Below are 17,886 nucleotides of genomic sequence, written 5' to 3'. Positions count from 1 at the left end.
AATAGCATGACGCCCGATATCCGCCCGCTCGTCGCCGGCAACTGGAAGATGAACGGAACCCGCGCTTCGCTCGATCAGATCAAGGCGATGGCCGAAGGGGTCAAGGGCGAACTTTCCGCCAAGGTCGAAACGTTGATCTGCCCGCCGGCAACGTTGCTCTACGTGGCGACGGCGCTTTGCGACGACAGCCCGCTGCTGATCGGCGCGCAGGACTGCCACCAGAAGCAGTCGGGCGCCCACACCGGCGACCTTTCCGCCGAGATGATCGCCGATTGCTTCGGCACCCACGTCATTGTCGGCCATTCCGAGCGCCGCACCGATCATGCCGAAAGCGATGCGCTGGTACGCGCAAAGACGGAAGCGGCCCATTCGGCCGAACTCGTCGCGATCGTCTGCATCGGCGAGACCGGTGATGAGCGCAAGGCCGGCAAGACGCTCGATGTTTTGAAGCGTCAGCTGGCCGAAAGCCTGCCGGATGCAGCAACCGCGGAAAACACCGTGATTGCCTATGAGCCCGTCTGGGCGATTGGCACCGGCTTGACGCCGACGGCTACGGACGTCGAGGAAGCCCACGCCTTCATGCGCAAGGAGCTGGTCGCACGCTTTGCCGACGCCGGCGCCAAGATGCGCATCCTCTATGGCGGCTCGGTGAAGCCGTCCAATGCGAAGGAATTGATGGGCGTTGCCAATGTCGACGGCGCACTGATCGGTGGTGCAAGCTTGAAAGCCGAAGACTTCCTCGCCATCTACCGGGCTTATGAAGAATTGACGGCCTGATCGCCCGGGTTACCGGGCAGGGGCTTGGAATGGCGCACGGCATGGTATAAAGAGGCGCGAAAATTGCGCCCGGCCATGCCGAGTTTGCGCAGGGTTTGATTCGTGTGCCCCAAGGGCAGGACTGGAAGCTGATGCAGACCGTACTACTCGTCATCTATCTCATGGTCGTCGTCGCCCTGATCGGCGTCGTACTCATTCAGCGTTCCGAAGGCGGTGGCCTGGGCATCGGCGGCGGCTCGGGCTTCATGTCCGCGCGCGGCACGGCCAATGCGCTGACCCGCACGACGGCGATCCTTGCCGCGCTCTTCTTCGTCCTGGCGCTCGGCATGGGCATTCTCGCGCGTTACCAGCCGCAGGCGACCGACATCCTCGACCGTATCCCGGGCACCAGCTCGAACGGCGGTGGCGTTCTCAATTCGCTCGGTGGTGGCGCTCCGGCTCCGGCTGGCGGTGCGACTGGACAGCAGCCGGCAACCGGCAACGCCGCTCCGGCCGACAATGGCGTTCCCTCGACGACCGCACCGGCAACGACGGGCGAAGCCCCGGCCGGCGGCGCAACGACCCCGGCGCCCGCCGCTGGCGCCAACAGCAATACGGGATCGCAAGTTCCCAGCGGCCAATAAGGTCGCAATTCTGAAGAACCCGCCGGCGGATGTTTCATCCGCCGGTTTTGTTTTGTGTGAAATCTGCCTCCATCCCGAGACGAAAAGTTCTGGAACATGAATTTTTCGGTGGCGGAATCATTTGTTAAAAGGTATCCGGTGACTCCCATGGCGCGATATGTATTCATCACAGGCGGCGTGGTTTCCTCCCTCGGAAAAGGCATCGCTGCAGCGGCTCTCGGAGCACTGCTGCAGGCGCGTGGCTACCGGGTGAGACTGCGCAAGCTCGACCCCTATCTCAACGTTGACCCGGGCACCATGAGCCCGACCCAGCACGGTGAGGTTTTCGTAACCGACGATGGCGCGGAGACCGATCTCGATCTCGGCCACTATGAACGCTTCACAGGGCGTTCGGCGACGAAGACCGACAACATCACCACGGGCCGGATCTATAAGAACATCATCGACAAGGAACGTCGCGGCGACTATCTCGGCGCAACCGTTCAGGTGATCCCGCACGTTACCAACGAAATCAAGAACTTCGTTACCGAAGGCAACGACGACTACGACTTCGTGCTGTGCGAAATCGGCGGCACCGTCGGCGACATCGAAGCGATGCCGTTCATGGAGGCGATCCGCCAGCTCGGCAACGACCTGCCGCGTGGCACCGCCGTCTACGTCCATCTCACTCTGATGCCCTATATCCCGGCAGCCGGCGAACTGAAGACCAAGCCGACGCAGCATTCCGTCAAGGAACTGCAGGCACTCGGCATCCACCCTGATATCCTCCTCGTTCGTGCGGACCGCGAAATTCCGGAGGCCGAGCGTCGCAAGCTCTCGCTCTTCTGTAACGTCCGCCAGTCGGCAGTCATCCAGGCGCTGGACGTTGCCTCGATCTACGACGTTCCGATCGCCTACCACAAGGAAGGCCTCGACAACGAAGTGCTGGCAGCCTTCGGCATCGAGCCGGCGCCGAAGCCGCGCATGGACGCCTGGGAACGGGTTGCCGATCGCATCCGCACGCCGGAAGGCGAAGTCACGATCGCGATCGTCGGCAAGTACACCGGCCTCAAGGATGCCTACAAATCGCTGATCGAAGCGCTTTACCATGGTGGCATCGCCAACCGGGTGAAGGTCAAGCTCGAGTGGATCGAATCGGAAGTCTTCGAGAAGGAAGACGCAGCGCCCTACCTTGAAAAGGTACACGGCATCCTCGTTCCCGGCGGTTTCGGCGAACGCGGTTCCGAGGGCAAGATCAACGCGGCGCGCTTTGCCCGCGAACGCAAGGTGCCGTATTTCGGCATCTGCTTCGGCATGCAGATGGCTGTCGTTGAAGCTGCCCGCAACCTCGCCGGCATCGAGAAGGCGTCCTCCACCGAGTTCGGTCCGACCAAGGAACCGGTCGTTGGTCTGATGACCGAGTGGGTGAAGGGCAACGAACTCGAGAAGCGTTCCGCATCGGGTGATCTCGGTGGCACGATGCGGCTTGGCGCCTATCGCGCATCGTTGAAGGCCGACACCAAGATTGCCGAGATCTACGGTTCGACCGAGATCTTTGAGCGTCACCGCCACCGCTACGAAGTCAACGTTGACTACAAGGATCGGCTTGAGTCCTGCGGTCTGGTGTTTTCGGGCATGTCGCCGGACGGCATCCTGCCGGAGACGGTCGAGTATCCGGATCATCCGTGGTTCATCGGCGTTCAGTACCACCCGGAACTGAAGTCGCGTCCGCTCGATCCGCATCCGCTGTTTGCAAGCTTCATCGAAGCTGCACTGGAACAGTCGCGTCTCGTTTGAGGCGCACAGGAAAGACAAGCAAAAGGCCGGTCGCAAGACCGGCCTTTTTCATTTCTGCCGTTGCGCTGCGGCCGAGCTGCGACGCCTGGAGCCACTAACTGCGACGGGCGATGTGGTAGCTATAGAGCGTTGCAATTGCGACCGGCAGCAGCAGCGCGGCGATCGTCGCTGCGGCAAGCGCTGGACCGGTGCTCATGACGAGGGCCAGCAGCGCCAGGGTGATACCGGCGCAGACCATCAGCAGGCCCGCAAGCCGGTGCGTTGCCCGCCAGTTGGCGTTATCGGCGAGCGTCCACGGTAGCCGAATGCCGGCAAGGCCGTTCGGCTGCGATTTCGGCAGGACGTTGCCGACGACGATCGACAGAAGTCCGAGGCCGAAGGCGATCACGCGCGTCATCGAGAGGTCGACGCCAAGCCCGATCAGCACGATCACAGTTTGAATGGCGGCAAAGAGCGCGAGGATCGCGGGGAGGGTGACTTCGGCGATATGCCGGCCCGCCTGAAGCTCGGCCTGTGGTGCGATCCGACCGACGGCGAACGAGAATGCGGCAAGCACGGCGACCGCCACAGGCGCCAGCGCCAGCGCCCGGTCGCGCGGCCAGAAGGCATCGGCCGTGCCGTCAACACCCCAATGGATCGGAAGCAGCGCTTCGGCGGGGATTGCGAGATAGCCGACGAGCGTCGCGGAAAAAAGTATGCCGCCAGCGACCAGCGCGATCGGGGAACGCAAAAGCAAGGTCATGGTGCTTGATCCCTTGTGCTGAGGAGACCGCCGAGCGCCTCTTCGAGAATGGACATGTTGAGGTGGTAGATGAGGCTCGTGCCGCGCCGCTCGACCGCGACGAGTTCTGCCTCGCGCAGCTTGTTGAAATGCACGGAAAGCGTCGGCTTGGTCAGGTCGAAATGCTCGGCGAGTTCGCCGGCGCTCATCGGCCCGGCCTTCAACAGTGCCAGGATCTGCCGCCGCACGGGATGAGAAAGCGCTTCGAAAACCCTGTTGATCCGCATCGTCTCCGCTCGCTTGTTGTCTCTATATTTAGACAAACATCTAATTAGAGTCAAAGCGAAATAGTGCCGAACTGCGTCTCAAGCCAGGAAGCGAAAATGCCCAGCGCCGAAGGCGCCGGGCAGCATTGGTTGCGGGAATTGGCTGGTGTCCGTCAGCGCGCCTCCGCCGGGCGGCGCCACTGCGGCACGCGGCCGATGGTGATGAAGCGCAGGATCCATTCGAGCGGGCCATAGGCGAAACGGGCCATCCACCAGTGGCTGATGAAGAGCTGGGCGGCAAAGATCGCAAGCGCGATCAGCACGCTTGCCAAAGGCGCGACCTGGCCGATGAGACCAAGGCCGTGACCATGGAAGATCAGCGCCGCGATCAGCGACTGCAGCAGATAGTTGGACAACGCCATGCGGCCGGCAGGCGCCAGCAGGTTGCGCAGGCTGTGGCCGGTTTCGGATCCGAAGAGCAGCATCATGGCGCCGACATAGGCGCCGGTGAGAAGCGGGCCGGTGGCGAGCCCGATCGAAAGCGCGATGACCGCGATTGGCGATTCGGGCATCTCGACGCTGACATAGGCATAGATGACGGCGCCAGGCAGGCCGATCCAGAGACCGGTACGAACGAGGCGCTGGAACAACGCCGTGTTCTCCTCCGGCCGCGCCAAGGTCTTGCGACGCCCGGCGATCAGGCCGAGCAGGAACATCGCCAGCGCGCACGGCGCTTGCAGCAGGACGAGGATGATCCAGACCGAGTTGAGCTCCGTCAGGTGCTGACCGATGACGGCTTGCCAGTCGCCTTGGAAGGCAAGCTCGGCCGCCTCCGCGGCGGAAAGAATGGCAGACCGATCGAGCGGTACCGGATCCAGCGTGATGAGGATGCCGAGTGTGCCCCAGACCACTGCAAGGATAAGGACGAGCCATTTCGCCAGGCGGAAGAGGGCCCCATCGCTGCGGTTTCTGAGCATCAGGAGGACGATGCCAAGCACCGCGTAGGTGGTGAGAATATCGCCATGGAAAAGCAGGACCGCATGGGCAAGCCCGATCAGCCAGAGGCCCATCTGTCGGCGCAGGAGCCTGGGAACGAAGGCCTCGCCGGATTTTTCCGCCGAACGCATCTGCAGGGTGAAGCTGTAGCCGAACAGGAACGAGAAGAGCAGGTAGAATTTCATTTCGAAGAACAGGGCGATCACGAAATGCACGCTGCGATCGAGGATGCCGCCGAAGGCGGGGTCGGAAATTTCCAGCCCGTAGAAGGCGGAGGCGAAGGCCATGATGTTGACAAGGAGGATGCCGAGCAACGCAAAGCCGCGCAATGCATCGACGTCGTCGATGCGGTCTGGGGTACTCATTCGTGTTCTCCGTTACGGGAGGCGCTATAAATTTGCGCCGTAACCGATTGAAAAAGTTTGCTTTCATGAGGCAGCGACCATGACCTGATCGCCGCCGATCTTGGTGCGCGCGAGCATTCGTTCATCGTCGACACGCGTGGCATTTAATAAATAGACTAATCAATCTAATAATTGGCATGGACATACGTCAAGAGGGCCGCGCGATGTTGCGGCGGCCTCGTTCATGGTGCGTGAAGCGGGTGTTTAGCCTTTGTGGGGAGCGTTTTGCCGAAGCCAGGCAATCTGGCGACGGGCGCGCAGAAGGGCCGTAAGCACAGCCCCAGTCGAGATCGCAAGGAGCGCGATCCACAGCAGTTCGCCATCGCCGAGCCAGAGGCCTTCGAAGGCGGACACCACGGCGGCCAGCGCCATCGTCGCCATGCGGTGTTGTTTGGCCATCGGGCCGGAGAAGTCGCCCGGCGCTCCATTGGCACGGCCGAGCTCGCGCACATAGGCGGTCAGCACGCCGAAGGTGGCCGCGGCAAAACCGAGAGCCGGCACGCCGATGGCAAATCCGGCGCCGACGAAGATGAAGATGTCGGCGATGCGATCGGGAAACTCGTTCCAGAAGGGACCATCGGCCTCGCCCTTGCCACCCTCGACGGCGACCATGCCATCGAAAAGGTTGCAGAGCAGGCGCAACTGGCAGAAGAGCGCGGCGGCGATGAACAGGCTCGCCCTTACGCCGTCCTCGCTTTCGCCCGTGAGCCAGAAGGAAAGGCCGGCAAGGGCGGCCGCCAGCATGCTTGCCTGCGAGATCCGGTTTGGCGTGAGGTTCATCGATGCCAGGCGGCGCGCGGTGGCCTGCGCCCAGCGGGTGTTGCGGCTCGCGAGCGGCCTGCGGTCACCGGTCTCGGTCATGTTCGCCTCGGCTGATGGAATAGTTGTAGATGGCGGCGTAGGTGGTCGAAACCGTGAGCGGCAGCGCAATCGTTTTCAGGATCTCGGGCGTGCCGCTGGTGGCGTGGATCGCGATCAGAATTGCAGACGAGCCGAGGCACGCGAAGAGCGGTGGCAGAACCAGGCGCCTGGCGCCGTTGAACCGCCTGGAAAGCGCATCGATCGCCGTCTTGAGGTAGAGGGTAAGCAGCGCCGAAAGCGTTCCCTGGACGAGGCCGGCAACAAGCGGCTTGGGCATGGGGTGATGGCGGTTGGCGAAAAGCGCCCAGCCGCCCATGGCGAAAAAGGCGAAGGCCACATGTACGACCCCGCTTGATGCCAGCCCCTTCAGTTTCGCGCTCATGTCAGCGACCACCAGTAGCGCGTCAGGTGGAAGAAGATCGGCGCGGAGAAGACGACGGAATCGAGCCGGTCGATCAGCCCGCCATGGCCTTCGATCAGATGGCCCCAGTCCTTGACGCCGCGGTCCCGCTTGATCGCCGACATGACGAGCCCGCCGAAGAATCCCATCAGGGTTATGATGAGCGACATCAACGCGGCTTGCGCCGGGGTGAACGGGGTAATCCACCAGAGCGAGGCGCCGATCAGCGTTGCGCTCGCAACGCCGCCGACGAAACCCTCGACCGTTTTCGACGGCGAAAGGGTTGGCGCGATCTTGGTTTTGCCGAAGAGCTTGCCCCAGACATATTGCAGCACGTCGCTCGACTGAACGACGATGACGAGGAAGGCGATGAGAAGCACGTTGCGTCCCTCATAGCCCGGAATCTGCAGCGTTAGCAGCGCCGGCACGTGCGAGGCGCAGAAGACGCAGATCATCAGCGCCCATTGCACCTCGGAGATCCGGACCAGGAAGTCGCGGGTGTCGCCGCGAAGAACCGCGACGATCGGCATTAGCAGGAAGGCGTAGACCGGCACGAAGATCGAATAGATGCCGTATTGCTCGGCCCAGAGCAGGAAGTAGTTGATCGGCAGGACGACGAAGAAGGCGCCGGCGATCGCCCAGTGGTCGCCGCGCCGCGTGTTGATGAGCGTGATGAACTCGCGCAGCGCCGCAAACGAGCAGAAGGCAAAGAGCAGGAGCACGCCGACCCGTCCGGCAACGAAGGCGATGGCGATCAGCACTACCATTGCCCACCACGCCTTGATGCGGGCGTTGAGGTTCTCGATCGAGCCGTTCGACCCGTCAGGCGACAGCTTCTGCTTGAGCATGTAGCCGACGCTTGACGCCAGCACGAGAACGCCGCCGACGCCGAAGAGCAGCTTGAGCATGTCCAGGCTGGCCGCGCTCATGCGCCGTCATCCGTCGATGAAGGCGCGAGCGAAAGCAGGGCGGTCTCGGCGCGAGCGATAAACTCTTCCTTCGTCTCCTGCGCCTTGAGGCGCATCGGTTCGCCGAAGTTGACGGTGCAGATGAGCGGGATCGGCACGAACTCCCCCTTGGGCATGACGCGGTTGAGATTGTTGATCCAGACGGGAACCAGCGCCACGTCCGGGCGCTTGCAGGCGAGGTGATAGAGCCCGCTCTTGAACGGCAGCAGTCGCGCTTCGGTCTGGTTGCGCGTTCCCTCGGGAAAGAGAATGAGCGACGATCCGTCGTTGAGCACGGCCGTCATCTGCTCGACCGGGTCCTGCGTGCGCGCTTCCGGGTCGCGCTCGATCAGCACCGCGTCGAAGACGTCGCGGCCGATAAAGGTCGAAAGCTTCGATTTCAGCCAGTATTCGGCACCTGCGACCGGCCGCGCGCGTTCCCTGAGCCAGGGCGGCAAGACCGCCCAGATCAGCACGAAATCGCCGTGGCTGGAGTGGTTGGCGAAATAGATGCTCTGCTTCGGCGGCAGGCCGGTCTCATGCCAGATGGCGCGCGCCGCCGTCAGCGCCCGCGCAAACATCATGATGGCGATGGAAGCCAGCTTGGCCATCATCTCGCGCATCATGTGGTTTTGTGCCCGGTTGGGAGCCGAGCCAGTGTGCCGAAGCGCCCTTTGGCGTGACTCGGCCGTGCCCGGATGCGTTTCTTGTCTTGCGACTCAATAATCAAATGCTGCCCCTCAGCCCGCTGCCCGGCATAACTCCAGGCTGCAATGACGAATTTTACGCAATTGTGACGGCTTCTCAAGCGGTTGAAATCATGCGCAACATGATAACGCGCAGACCATGCCGGATATTCGTTCGTCGACACCATGCCGGAGAAACCATTGCGGCGGCACGTCGCAGCCGTTGGCCCCCGTTCGCGTTGACCATCCGCAACCTAGCCGCTAGCTTGCGGCTTCCAGTAAGGGGAGCGTCGTCCAATGCGCCAGTAATGCCCGGTGAAAACCGAATCGCCTCAACTTCGCTTGCGAAGAGGATGGACGATGGCATTGCTGCGATCCGCATCGACGGACGAACGCTAGGGCATTTCTGCCTGCGATCTCCATTCGCCTTCGTGAGCGGTCACATCAGGACAAAGTTTCCAGGGACCGAACATGCAAGACATTTCCTCCTCCAATCTCGATATCATCGATCACAATCGCCAGGCGTGGGACAGGCAGGCAAGCCAGGACTGCGAATGGTCCCGCCCGGTCACACGCGAGTTGATCGCCGACGCCCGCAAAGGGCAGTGGCGGGCGCGGCTGACGCCCGGCGATCTGCCTGTGGGCTGGTTGCCCGACGTCAAGGGCAAGAAGATCCTCTGCCTGGCGTCCGCCGGCGGGCAGCAGGCGCCGATCCTGGCCGCCGCCGGTGCGGACGTTACGGTCTTCGACCTCTCCGAGGGACAGCTCGAAGAGGATCGGCGCGTCGCCGAACGCGAAGGGCTGTCGCTTTTGACCGTGCAGGGCGACATGCGGGACCTCGCGACCTTTGCGGACGAAACCTTCGACATCGTCTTTCATCCGATCTCGAACCTCTATGTTCCCGACATCCAGCCGGTCTGGCGGGAGTGCCACCGGGTGCTGAAGACCGGCGGTCGGCTGCTTTCGAGCTTCTACAATCCGATCGTTTTCGTCGGCGACCGCGATCCGGCCCATGCGGAAAAGGGCCTTATCCGCCCGGCTTACCGGCTCCCCTTTGCCGAGGTGGAGCATCTCGCGCCCGATGTCGTGCAGGCCAAGGTCGATCGGGGCGAGGCCCTGGTCTTCGGACACAGCCTTTCTGCGCAGATCGAGGGGCAGCTGCAGGCCGGTTTCCTGTTGGCCGGCTTTCACGAGGATTGGCAGCCGTCGGCTCGTTTCCTGATCGACAGGTTCGTGCCGACCTTCATCGCCACCTTTGCCATCAAGAGCGATCTTCATCCCTGATGCGGCAGGCCCGGCGCTCTGTTCGGGCCCGCAAGCTCGCACGCAACGAGGGCAATCGCAGCGGCCGGAAGGCGCTGCGGTTGTTGATCCCGGCTTCCGCAGCGCCTTTTTACCTCGCGTTACTGTTACGTACTCGCCAACGCATCGGTTTCGTACTTTGCTGTTCGTCAGCGAAACTGGAAAGGGGTCAATCCGTATGCGCTTCATCGCTTTGTTGTTCGTGCCTTTGGCGGTCGCCGTGCTGGGGCTTTCGGGTTGTGCCTCGACGTCCTCGACCAATACATCCTACACGCAGCCCCAGACGTTCGCCCCCGGTCTCGGTGCGGGGAACACGGCGAACGCCACGACGGCGCCGGGCTACTACTGACCTTCCGGCGGTTCGTGTCCCGCTGACAGGCATAATCCGCGGTGGGCGCAGCCGGCCGCGGACGGTTCACTTTTGCGGCAACGGCCCGAAGCCGGATGGCCGATCCGGTCCCTGGCGGTGACCCGGCTTGCATTCGCCGGCCAAAAGTTGCAAACAGCGGCGAACCATCAGGGAACACGCCATGAGCCTCTCCAAGCGCACCACCCGCCCGCTCGATCACCTCGTGCTGCCGGTGGATACGCTTACCCAGGCGCGGCGTCGGCTTTCCAATCTCGGCTTCACCGTCGCCGACGATGCCCGCCATCCCTTCGGCACCGAAAATGCCTGCGTCTTCTTTGCCGACGGCACCTATCTCGAACCGCTAGCCATAGCGTCCCGCGAGGAGTGCGAGGCGGCGGCACTCGACGGCAACGCCTTTGTGGCGCGTGATCAGGCGTTTCGTTTCCGCCAGGGACCGGAAGGCCTCTCGGCGCTGGTCTTCGGCACCGAGGATGCGGCGAGCGACCACATCCGTTTTCGGGCGCGGGGCATCTCCGGCGGCGACATGCTGGAGTTTTCCCGGCCGATGAAGCTGCCCGATGGCCGCGAAGGACTGGGCTCGTTCCGTCTTGCCTTTGCGGCGGACCTGCGCGCGCCGGATCTCTTTCTTTTCAATTGTCAGCGCGTTCGCGCACTCCCGACCGACCGGGCGGCGCTGGAGCGACACGACAACGGCGTGATCGGCATAAGCGAAGTGGTGCTGTCGGAAGCCAATCCGACTGATTTCCAGTATCTGCTGCAGGAAGCGGTCGATGAGCGCGAGGTTTCGGCGCATTCCTTCGGCATGGACGTCGCGACCACCAACGCCAAGATCTCGGTGCTGAACGCCGCCGGCATGGAAGCCTTCTTCGGTCGCTCGGTGCGCGGTGCCGAACGGGGCCTTCGCGGACGGGCGGTCGTCTTCCGTGTTGCCGATCTCGAGGCAACGCGGGCGCTCTTTGCCGAGAACGATATCGAATTTGCAGAAATGGGCGGGCGCCTCATTGTCCCCGAAATGCCGGGGCAAGGGGTGATCTTCGCGTTTGGAGCTTGATGATGAAAACCAATGCCAGAGTCGTTGTCGGTGAGGGCGCCCGTCAGGTCGCCTTCGCACAGACCGAGAAGTTGTCGCTGATCGCCGGCCCCTGCCAGATGGAGAGCCGTGAACACGCCTTCATGATGGCGGGCGCGCTCTCAGAACTCTGCAACAAGCTCGGCCTCGGCCTCGTCTACAAGTCCTCCTTCGACAAGGCCAACCGCACCTCGCTTTCGGGCAAGCGTGGCATCGGTCTCGACAAGGCGATGGAAATCTTCGCCGACCTGAAAAGGGAATTCGGCTTTCCGGTTCTGACCGACGTGCACACCGAAGAGCAATGTGCTCTGGTCGCGCCGACGGTCGATATCCTGCAGATCCCGGCCTTCCTGTCGCGCCAGACCGATCTTCTGGTCGCAGCCGCCAAGACCGGCCGCGCGATCAACGTCAAGAAGGGCCAGTTCCTGGCGCCCTGGGACATGAAGAACGTGTTGGCGAAGTTCACCGAGAGCGGCAACCCCAATGTCATGCTCTGCGAGCGTGGCGCTTCCTTCGGCTACAACACGCTGGTCTCCGACATGCGCTCGCTGCCGATCATGGCTTCGCTCGGCGCGCCGGTCGTCTTTGATGCGACCCATTCGGTTCAGCAGCCGGGCGGGCAGGGCGGCTCTTCGGGCGGTCAACGAGAATTCGTCGAGACCCTGGCGCGTGCGGCCGTGGCGGTTGGCGTCGCAGGTGTGTTCGTCGAGACGCACGAAGACCCGGACAACGCGCCCTCGGACGGCCCGAACATGGTGCATCTGAAGGACATGCCGCGGCTGCTCGAAAAGCTGCTGGCTTTCGACGCGATCGCCAAGGGCTGAGACCCGCGCGACGCTTCGTGAAATTTTCATGAACCGCAATGGCGCGGTTGTTTTTGCATATTGCGCGCCATTGTAATTTCGAGGCCTTGGCGTATGACAGGCCCCGACCACCCACCGTCCTCAACAGGGAAGAGATCATGACTGCAATCATCGACATCATCGGCCGAGAAATTCTGGACAGCCGCGGCAACCCGACCGTCGAGGTCGACGTGTACCTGGAAGACGGAAGCTTCGGCCGCGCGGCAGTCCCGTCGGGCGCCTCGACCGGTGCCCATGAGGCTGTTGAGCTGCGCGATGGTGGTACGCGTTACCTCGGCAAGGGCGTCGAACGTGCCGTCGAAGCCGTCAACGGCGAGATCTTCGAAGCGATCGGCGGTCTCGATGCCGAGAACCAGATCCAGATCGACAAGACCATGATCGAGCTCGACGGCACGGCGAACAAGTCGCGCCTCGGCGCCAACGCCATTCTCGGCGTTTCGCTTGCCGTTTCCAAGGCTGCCGCCGAAGCTGCCGGCCTGCCGCTCTACCGTTACGTCGGTGGTCCGAACGCCCACGTGCTCCCGGTTCCGATGATGAACATCATCAACGGTGGCGCGCACGCCGACAACCCGATCGACTTCCAGGAGTTCATGATCGTTCCGGTTGGCGCTGACACGATGCGTGATGCGGTTCGCATGGGCTCGGAAGTGTTCCACACGCTGAAGAAGCAGCTTGCAGCCGACGGCCACAACACCAATGTCGGCGACGAAGGCGGCTTCGCGCCGGGTCTCGCGTCCGCTCCGGCAGCGCTCGACTTCATCATGAAGTCGATCGAGAAGGCTGGCTACAAGCCGGGCGAAGACATGTTCATCGCGCTCGATTGCGCCGCAACCGAATTCTTCAAGGACGGCAAGTATGTGCTCGAGGGCGAAGGCCGCACGCTGGAGCCGGGTGCCATGGCTGAATACCTGGCGGAACTCGCCGCCAAGTACCCGATCTTCTCGATCGAAGACGGCATGGCCGAAGACGACTGGGACGGCTGGAAGGCTGTGACCGACCTCATCGGCAACAAGTGCCAGCTCGTCGGCGACGACCTGTTCGTCACCAACTCTGCGCGCCTGCGGGACGGCATCAAGATGGGCGTTGCCAACTCGATCCTCGTCAAGGTCAACCAGATCGGTTCGCTGTCGGAAACGCTCGACGCCGTCGAGACCGCGCACAAGGCGCGCTACACCGCCGTCATGTCGCACCGCTCGGGCGAAACCGAAGATGCGACGATCGCCGATCTCGCGGTTGCCACCAACTGCGGCCAGATCAAGACCGGCTCGCTCGCCCGTTCGGACCGGCTCGCCAAGTACAATCAGCTGATCCGCATCGAAGAGCAGCTCGGCGTGCAGGCCAAGTACGCCGGCCGCTCGATCCTGCGTGGCTGATCGCCGCCTGATTTTTGTCTGAAGACTGAGCCCGCCCACACGGCCCCGTGTGGGCGGGTTTCTATTTTCCTGCCGTTCATGGTCAACGGTCGGTTAATCAATCGACGCTAATCTGATTGCCGTACTGCGTATCAGGGCGGGAATGCATGTGGACACGGCATCATAAGAAACGGAAACTGGGTCGGCTGGTGATGCCGCTGATCGCGGTCGCCTTTCTCTCCTACTTCGGCTATCATTCCATTCACGGCGGCTATGGCCTGAAGGCGACCGAGCAATTCGATCGTCAGATCGTCGAGCGGCAGGCGCGGCTGGATAAGCTCACGAAGCAGCGAATGATCCTCGAAAAGGAGGTTCAGCTGATGAGTGATGGGTCGCTGGAACGGGACATGCTGGATGAAAAGGCTCGCCTCGCGCTGAACATGTCGCGAAGTGACGAGATCGTTATTTTCCACCGTGCCGCAAATTAACCTGAATTCAGTTAATTGGAATTTGTGAAGTAAAATCAATCATTTGTACGGAATGCGAGCCATGCAAATATGGCATTGCTGTGTCTGCTTTCTTTCCCTATGGTAACCGCAAAAGGCTAACCATTGGGAGGAACGAATGGCTCCGCGAAAATCCGCGTCCGTTTCCAGCCGCAAGAGTGCCGCAAAGCCGGCGAAGAAAGACTTCAACGGCGGCACGTTCGCCGACTTCTCCAAACAGGAAGATCTGAGTGCCTACCGCGAGATGCTGCTGATCCGGCGTTTCGAGGAAAAGGCCGGCCAGCTCTATGGCATGGGCTTCATCGGCGGCTTCTGTCACCTCTACATCGGCCAGGAAGCCGTTGTCGTCGGCATGCAGATGGCGCTGAAGGAAGGCGACCAGGTCATCACCGCCTACCGTGATCATGGCCACATGCTGGCCTGCGGCATGAGCGCCCGCGGCGTCATGGCCGAACTCACCGGTCGTCGCAGCGGTCTTTCCAAGGGGAAGGGCGGCTCGATGCACATGTTCTCCAAGGAAAAGCACTTCTATGGCGGCCACGGCATCGTCGGCGCCCAGGTGTCGCTCGGCACCGGTCTTGCTTTTGCCAACCGCTATCGCGGCAACGACAATGTGTCCGTTGCCTATTTCGGTGACGGCGCTGCCAACCAGGGCCAGGTCTACGAAAGCTTCAACATGGCGCAGCTCTGGAAGCTGCCGGTGATCTACGTGATCGAGAACAACCGCTACGCCATGGGTACTTCCGTTTCGCGGGCTTCGGCACAGACCGACTTCTCGCAGCGTGGCGTCTCCTTCAACATTCCGGGCTTCCAGGTCGACGGCATGGACGTGCGCGCGGTCAAGGCCGCCGGCGACGAGGCGGTCGAGCATTGCCGCTCGGGCAAGGGTCCGATCATCCTTGAGATGCAGACCTATCGCTACCGCGGTCACTCGATGTCCGACCCGGCGAAGTACCGCTCGAAGGACGAAGTGCAGAAGATGCGCTCGGAGCATGACCCGATCGAGCAGGTGAAGGCGCGTCTGACCGAAAAGGGTTGGGCGAACGAGGATGAGCTGAAGCAGATCGACAAGGAAGTCCGTGACATCGTTGCCGACAGCGCCGATTTTGCCCAGGCCGATCCGGAGCCGGATGCATCCGAGCTCTACACCGACATCCTGCTTTGATCCGGGGAGGGACAAACATGCCAGTAGAAATTCTTATGCCCGCCCTTTCCCCGACCATGGAGGAAGGCACGCTCTCGAAATGGCTGAAGAACGAGGGCGACAAGGTGTCCTCCGGCGACGTCATTGCCGAAATCGAGACCGATAAGGCAACGATGGAAGTCGAAGCCGTCGATGAAGGCACGATCGGCAAGCTCTTGATTGCTGCCGGCACCGAAGGCGTCAAGGTCAACACCCCGATCGCCGTGCTGCTGCAGGACGGCGAAGGCGCTGGCGACATCGCCGCTCCGAAGGCCGAAGCGCCGAAGGCAGCCGCTGCTGAAGCGCCGGCCGCTTCCGCGCCGGCTCCGGTTGCAGCCCAGCCGAAGGTCGAAGTCGCTGCTGATCCGGCGATCCCTGCCGGCACCGAAATGGTGACGATGACCGTTCGCGAAGCACTTCGCGACGCCATGGCCGAAGAAATGCGCGCCAGCGACGACGTCTTCGTCATGGGTGAAGAGGTCGCCGAATATCAGGGCGCCTACAAGATTACCCAGGGCCTGCTGCAGGAATTCGGCGCCCGTCGCGTCATCGACACACCGATCACCGAGCACGGCTTTGCCGGCGTCGGCGTCGGCGCTGCCATGACCGGGCTGCGCCCGATCGTCGAGTTCATGACCTTCAACTTCGCCATGCAGGCGATCGACCAGATCATCAACTCCGCCGCCAAGACGCTCTACATGTCCGGCGGCCAGATGGGCGCGCCGATCGTGTTCCGCGGCCCGAGCGGTGCGGCTGCCCGCGTGGCCGCGCAGCACTCGCAGTGCTACGCCGCCTGGTACAGCCACATCCCTGGCCTCAAGGTGGTCATGCCCTACACGGCAGCCGACGCCAAGGGCCTGCTGAAGGCGGCGATCCGCGATCCGAACCCGGTCATCTTCCTCGAAAACGAAATCCTTTACGGTCACTCCTTCGAAGTGCCGAAGCTTGACGATTTCGTGCTGCCGATCGGCAAGGCCCGTATCCACAAGGTCGGCAAGGACGCAACGATCGTTTCCTTCGGTATCGGCATGACCTACGCCGTCAAGGCGGTTGCCGAACTCGAAGCCCAGGGCATCGATGTCGAACTGATCGACCTGCGCACCATCCGTCCGATGGATCTGCCGACGGTCATCGAATCCGTCAAGAAGACCGGCCGCCTCGTCACCGTCGAAGAAGGCTACCCGCAGTCTTCCGTCGGCACCGAGATCGCAACCCGCGTCATGCAGCAGGCCTTCGACTACCTTGACGCCCCGATCCTGACGATCGCCGGCAAGGATGTGCCGATGCCTTACGCCGCGAACCTCGAGAAGCTCGCGCTTCCGAACGTCGCAGAGGTTGTCGATGCGGTGAAAGCCGTTTGCTACAAATAAGGGGAGGGCCCTTCGATGCCTATCAACATCACAATGCCTGCCCTCTCGCCGACGATGGAAGAAGGCAATCTGGCCAAGTGGCTCGTCAAGGAAGGCGACAAGGTCAAGTCCGGTGACGTGATTGCCGAGATCGAGACCGACAAGGCGACGATGGAAGTCGAGGCCGTCGACGAAGGCACCGTTGCCAAGATCGTCGTTCCCGCCGGCACCGATGGCGTCAAGGTCAATGCGCTGATCGCCGTTCTCGCCGCCGATGGCGAGGATGTCGCCGCCGCCGCCAAGGGCGGCAACGGCGCGGCAGCACCGGCACCCGCCGCCAAGGCCGAAGCGCCTGCACCGGCAGCGCCGAGCGCTCCGGCTGCGGCTCCTGCCGCTGCACCGGCTGCAGCCCAGCCGGCCAAGGCCGAGGGCGGCGCACGCGTCTTCTCCTCGCCGCTCGCACGCCGCCTGGCAAAGGACGCGGGCATTGACCTGTCGGCAGTTGCCGGCACCGGTCCTCATGGCCGCGTCGTCAAGAAGGACGTCGAAGCCGCCGTCTCCGGTGGCGCTGCCAAGTCCGCCGCCGCACCGGCCGCCGGCGCTGCTGCTCCTGCAGCCGCACCGCTTGCCAAGGGCATGTCGGAAGACGCCGTTCTCAAGCTGTTCGAGCCAGGTTCCTACGAACTCCTGCCGCATGACGGCATGCGCAAGACGATCGCCAAGCGTCTCGTCGAATCCAAGCAGACGATCCCGCACTTCTACGTGTCGGTGGACTGCGAACTCGACGCGCTGCTGGCACTGCGTGCGCAGCTCAACGCAGCGGCTCCCGAGCAGGGTGGCAAGCCGGTCTACAAGCTTTCCGTCAACGACATGGTCATCAAGGCTCTGGCGCTGGCACTGCGCGATGTTCCGAACGCGAACGTCTCGTGGACCGAGAGCAACATGGTCAAGCACAAGCACGCCGATGTCGGCGTTGCCGTGTCGATCCCGGGCGGCCTGATCACCCCGATCATCCGCCAGGCGGAACTGAAGAGCCTGTCGGCCATCTCCAACGAGATGAAGGACCTCGGCCAGCGTGCCAAGGACCGCAAGCTGAAGCCCGAAGAATACCAGGGCGGCACGACTGCCGTCTCCAACATGGGCATGATGGGCGTCAAGAACTTCGCCGCCGTCGTCAACCCGCCGCATGCCACGATCCTCGCGGTCGGTGCCGGCGAGGAGCGCGTCGTCGTCAAGAACAAGCAGATGGTCATCGCCAACGTCATGACCGTCACGCTTTCGACCGACCATCGCTGCGTCGATGGCGCGCTCGGTGCCGAACTGCTCGGTGCCTTCAAGCGCTACATCGAAAACCCGATGGGCATGCTGGTCTGAGTTGGATGAGGACCGGCCTTCGGGCCGGTCCGTTCCTTTTCGCGCAGTCGAAGGCGGGCCC

19 protein-coding genes are annotated in these 17,886 nt (G+C 62.7%); 12 read left to right on the top strand and 7 right to left on the bottom strand.

The features are described from left to right. Positions 1 to 6: 6 nt before the first annotated feature. The 3 genes from tpiA (at position 7) to ASE71_RS08650 (ending at position 3,176) form a co-directional block, all read left to right on the top strand. On the top strand, positions 7 to 777 hold the full coding sequence (tpiA, locus tag ASE71_RS08660) for a triose-phosphate isomerase (RefSeq protein WP_043617974.1): 771 nt from the start codon (positions 7 to 9) through the stop codon (positions 775 to 777). 131 nt (positions 778 to 908) lie between these two features. After that, complete coding sequence (gene secG, locus ASE71_RS08655) at positions 909 to 1,400, top strand: preprotein translocase subunit SecG (protein ID WP_034795875.1); 492 nt, start codon at positions 909 to 911, stop codon at positions 1,398 to 1,400. A 138-nt stretch (positions 1,401 to 1,538) separates the two neighbouring features. Further along, positions 1,539 to 3,176 (top strand): CTP synthase, encoded by a 1,638-nt coding sequence (locus ASE71_RS08650; protein WP_082566349.1) that lies wholly within the window; start codon positions 1,539 to 1,541, stop codon positions 3,174 to 3,176. A 94-nt stretch (positions 3,177 to 3,270) separates the two neighbouring features. On the opposite strand, the gene ASE71_RS08645 is transcribed toward ASE71_RS08650, so the two are convergent. From ASE71_RS08645 to ASE71_RS08615, 7 genes are all read right to left on the bottom strand, one after another. Next, positions 3,271 to 3,918 carry an SdpI family protein gene (locus ASE71_RS08645; protein ID WP_060516895.1) on the bottom strand — a complete coding sequence of 216 codons (648 nt, stop codon included), beginning with the start codon at positions 3,916 to 3,918 and terminating at the stop codon, positions 3,271 to 3,273. Then, positions 3,915 to 4,184: an autorepressor SdpR family transcription factor gene (locus ASE71_RS08640; RefSeq protein ID WP_197067148.1), complete on the bottom strand. Its 270-nt coding sequence runs from the start codon at positions 4,182 to 4,184 to the stop codon at positions 3,915 to 3,917. Before ASE71_RS08640 ends, ASE71_RS08645 begins: the two co-directional genes overlap by 4 nt. A 152-nt stretch (positions 4,185 to 4,336) precedes the next feature. Continuing rightward, entirely contained in the window at positions 4,337 to 5,524 is a 1,188-nt protein-coding gene (locus ASE71_RS08635) for a DUF418 domain-containing protein (RefSeq protein ID WP_060516897.1), read from the bottom strand. Positions 5,525 to 5,767: 243 nt separating this feature from the next. Further along, positions 5,768 to 6,424 carry a CDP-alcohol phosphatidyltransferase family protein gene (locus ASE71_RS08630; protein WP_060516899.1) on the bottom strand — a complete coding sequence of 219 codons (657 nt, stop codon included), beginning with the start codon at positions 6,422 to 6,424 and terminating at the stop codon, positions 5,768 to 5,770. Then, positions 6,408 to 6,806 (bottom strand): hypothetical protein, encoded by a 399-nt coding sequence (locus ASE71_RS08625; protein ID WP_060516901.1) that lies wholly within the window; start codon positions 6,804 to 6,806, stop codon positions 6,408 to 6,410. Before ASE71_RS08625 ends, ASE71_RS08630 begins: the two co-directional genes overlap by 17 nt. Continuing rightward, positions 6,803 to 7,753, bottom strand: coding sequence for a phosphatidate cytidylyltransferase (locus tag ASE71_RS08620; RefSeq protein WP_034795857.1), 951 nt, complete (start codon positions 7,751 to 7,753; stop codon positions 6,803 to 6,805). Before ASE71_RS08620 ends, ASE71_RS08625 begins: the two co-directional genes overlap by 4 nt. After that, positions 7,750 to 8,394: a lysophospholipid acyltransferase family protein gene (locus ASE71_RS08615; RefSeq protein WP_060517392.1), complete on the bottom strand. Its 645-nt coding sequence runs from the start codon at positions 8,392 to 8,394 to the stop codon at positions 7,750 to 7,752. Before ASE71_RS08615 ends, ASE71_RS08620 begins: the two co-directional genes overlap by 4 nt. A 534-nt stretch (positions 8,395 to 8,928) precedes the next feature. On the opposite strand from ASE71_RS08615, the gene ASE71_RS08610 reads away from it, so the two are divergent. The 9 genes from ASE71_RS08610 to ASE71_RS08575 all read left to right on the top strand — a co-directional run bounded on the left by ASE71_RS08610 (position 8,929) and on the right by ASE71_RS08575 (position 17,825). Next, positions 8,929 to 9,741 (top strand): class I SAM-dependent methyltransferase, encoded by an 813-nt coding sequence (locus ASE71_RS08610; protein ID WP_060516903.1) that lies wholly within the window; start codon positions 8,929 to 8,931, stop codon positions 9,739 to 9,741. Positions 9,742 to 9,937: 196 nt separating this feature from the next. Then, complete coding sequence (locus ASE71_RS35675; RefSeq protein ID WP_156134117.1) at positions 9,938 to 10,108, top strand: hypothetical protein; 171 nt, start codon at positions 9,938 to 9,940, stop codon at positions 10,106 to 10,108. Between the two features lie 181 nt (positions 10,109 to 10,289). Beyond that, a complete protein-coding gene (locus ASE71_RS08605) occupies positions 10,290 to 11,180 on the top strand; it encodes a VOC family protein (RefSeq protein ID WP_060516905.1) in 891 nt (296 codons plus the stop codon). Beyond that, entirely contained in the window at positions 11,180 to 12,022 is an 843-nt protein-coding gene (gene kdsA / locus ASE71_RS08600; RefSeq protein WP_034795847.1) for a 3-deoxy-8-phosphooctulonate synthase, read from the top strand. Before ASE71_RS08605 ends, kdsA begins: the two co-directional genes overlap by 1 nt. 137 nt (positions 12,023 to 12,159) lie before the next feature. Further along, a complete protein-coding gene (gene eno, locus ASE71_RS08595; RefSeq protein WP_060516907.1) occupies positions 12,160 to 13,434 on the top strand; it encodes a phosphopyruvate hydratase in 1,275 nt (424 codons plus the stop codon). 146 nt (positions 13,435 to 13,580) lie between these two features. Then, positions 13,581 to 13,901 carry an FtsB family cell division protein gene (locus ASE71_RS08590; RefSeq protein WP_034795840.1) on the top strand — a complete coding sequence of 107 codons (321 nt, stop codon included), beginning with the start codon at positions 13,581 to 13,583 and terminating at the stop codon, positions 13,899 to 13,901. A 136-nt stretch (positions 13,902 to 14,037) separates the two neighbouring features. Beyond that, a complete protein-coding gene (pdhA, locus tag ASE71_RS08585; RefSeq protein WP_034795824.1) occupies positions 14,038 to 15,084 on the top strand; it encodes a pyruvate dehydrogenase (acetyl-transferring) E1 component subunit alpha in 1,047 nt (348 codons plus the stop codon). 17 nt (positions 15,085 to 15,101) lie between these two features. Further along, positions 15,102 to 16,472, top strand: coding sequence for a pyruvate dehydrogenase complex E1 component subunit beta (locus ASE71_RS08580; protein WP_060516909.1), 1,371 nt, complete (start codon positions 15,102 to 15,104; stop codon positions 16,470 to 16,472). Between the two features lie 15 nt (positions 16,473 to 16,487). After that, entirely contained in the window at positions 16,488 to 17,825 is a 1,338-nt protein-coding gene (locus tag ASE71_RS08575) for a pyruvate dehydrogenase complex dihydrolipoamide acetyltransferase (RefSeq protein ID WP_060516910.1), read from the top strand. Positions 17,826 to 17,886: the final 61 nt, after the last annotated feature.

Origin of the sequence: Ensifer sp. Root954 (assembly GCF_001429005.1) — a bacterium.
Taxonomy (GTDB): domain Bacteria; phylum Pseudomonadota; class Alphaproteobacteria; order Rhizobiales; family Rhizobiaceae; genus Ensifer; species Ensifer adhaerens.
This window is presented reverse-complemented; position numbering and strand designations above follow the sequence as displayed.

Coding starts and splice junctions, on each gene's coding strand:
- secG (WP_034795875.1), top strand. CDS start 909: ATGCAGACCGTACTACTCGTCATCTATCTCATGGTCGTCGTCGCCCTG.
- ASE71_RS08630 (WP_060516899.1), bottom strand. CDS start 6,424: ATGACCGAGACCGGTGACCGCAGGCCGCTCGCGAGCCGCAACACCCGC.
- ASE71_RS08625 (WP_060516901.1), bottom strand. CDS start 6,806: ATGAGCGCGAAACTGAAGGGGCTGGCATCAAGCGGGGTCGTACATGTG.
- ASE71_RS08615 (WP_060517392.1), bottom strand. CDS start 8,394: ATGCGCGAGATGATGGCCAAGCTGGCTTCCATCGCCATCATGATGTTT.
- pdhA (WP_034795824.1), top strand. CDS start 14,038: ATGGCTCCGCGAAAATCCGCGTCCGTTTCCAGCCGCAAGAGTGCCGCA.
- ASE71_RS08640 (WP_197067148.1), bottom strand. CDS start 4,184: ATGCGGATCAACAGGGTTTTCGAAGCGCTTTCTCATCCCGTGCGGCGG.
- tpiA (WP_043617974.1), top strand. CDS start 7: ATGACGCCCGATATCCGCCCGCTCGTCGCCGGCAACTGGAAGATGAAC.
- ASE71_RS08620 (WP_034795857.1), bottom strand. CDS start 7,753: ATGAGCGCGGCCAGCCTGGACATGCTCAAGCTGCTCTTCGGCGTCGGC.
- ASE71_RS08575 (WP_060516910.1), top strand. CDS start 16,488: ATGCCTATCAACATCACAATGCCTGCCCTCTCGCCGACGATGGAAGAA.
- eno (WP_060516907.1), top strand. CDS start 12,160: ATGACTGCAATCATCGACATCATCGGCCGAGAAATTCTGGACAGCCGC.
- ASE71_RS35675 (WP_156134117.1), top strand. CDS start 9,938: ATGCGCTTCATCGCTTTGTTGTTCGTGCCTTTGGCGGTCGCCGTGCTG.
- kdsA (WP_034795847.1), top strand. CDS start 11,180: ATGATGAAAACCAATGCCAGAGTCGTTGTCGGTGAGGGCGCCCGTCAG.
- ASE71_RS08635 (WP_060516897.1), bottom strand. CDS start 5,524: ATGAGTACCCCAGACCGCATCGACGACGTCGATGCATTGCGCGGCTTT.
- ASE71_RS08610 (WP_060516903.1), top strand. CDS start 8,929: ATGCAAGACATTTCCTCCTCCAATCTCGATATCATCGATCACAATCGC.
- ASE71_RS08605 (WP_060516905.1), top strand. CDS start 10,290: ATGAGCCTCTCCAAGCGCACCACCCGCCCGCTCGATCACCTCGTGCTG.
- ASE71_RS08645 (WP_060516895.1), bottom strand. CDS start 3,918: ATGACCTTGCTTTTGCGTTCCCCGATCGCGCTGGTCGCTGGCGGCATA.
- ASE71_RS08580 (WP_060516909.1), top strand. CDS start 15,102: ATGCCAGTAGAAATTCTTATGCCCGCCCTTTCCCCGACCATGGAGGAA.
- ASE71_RS08590 (WP_034795840.1), top strand. CDS start 13,581: ATGTGGACACGGCATCATAAGAAACGGAAACTGGGTCGGCTGGTGATG.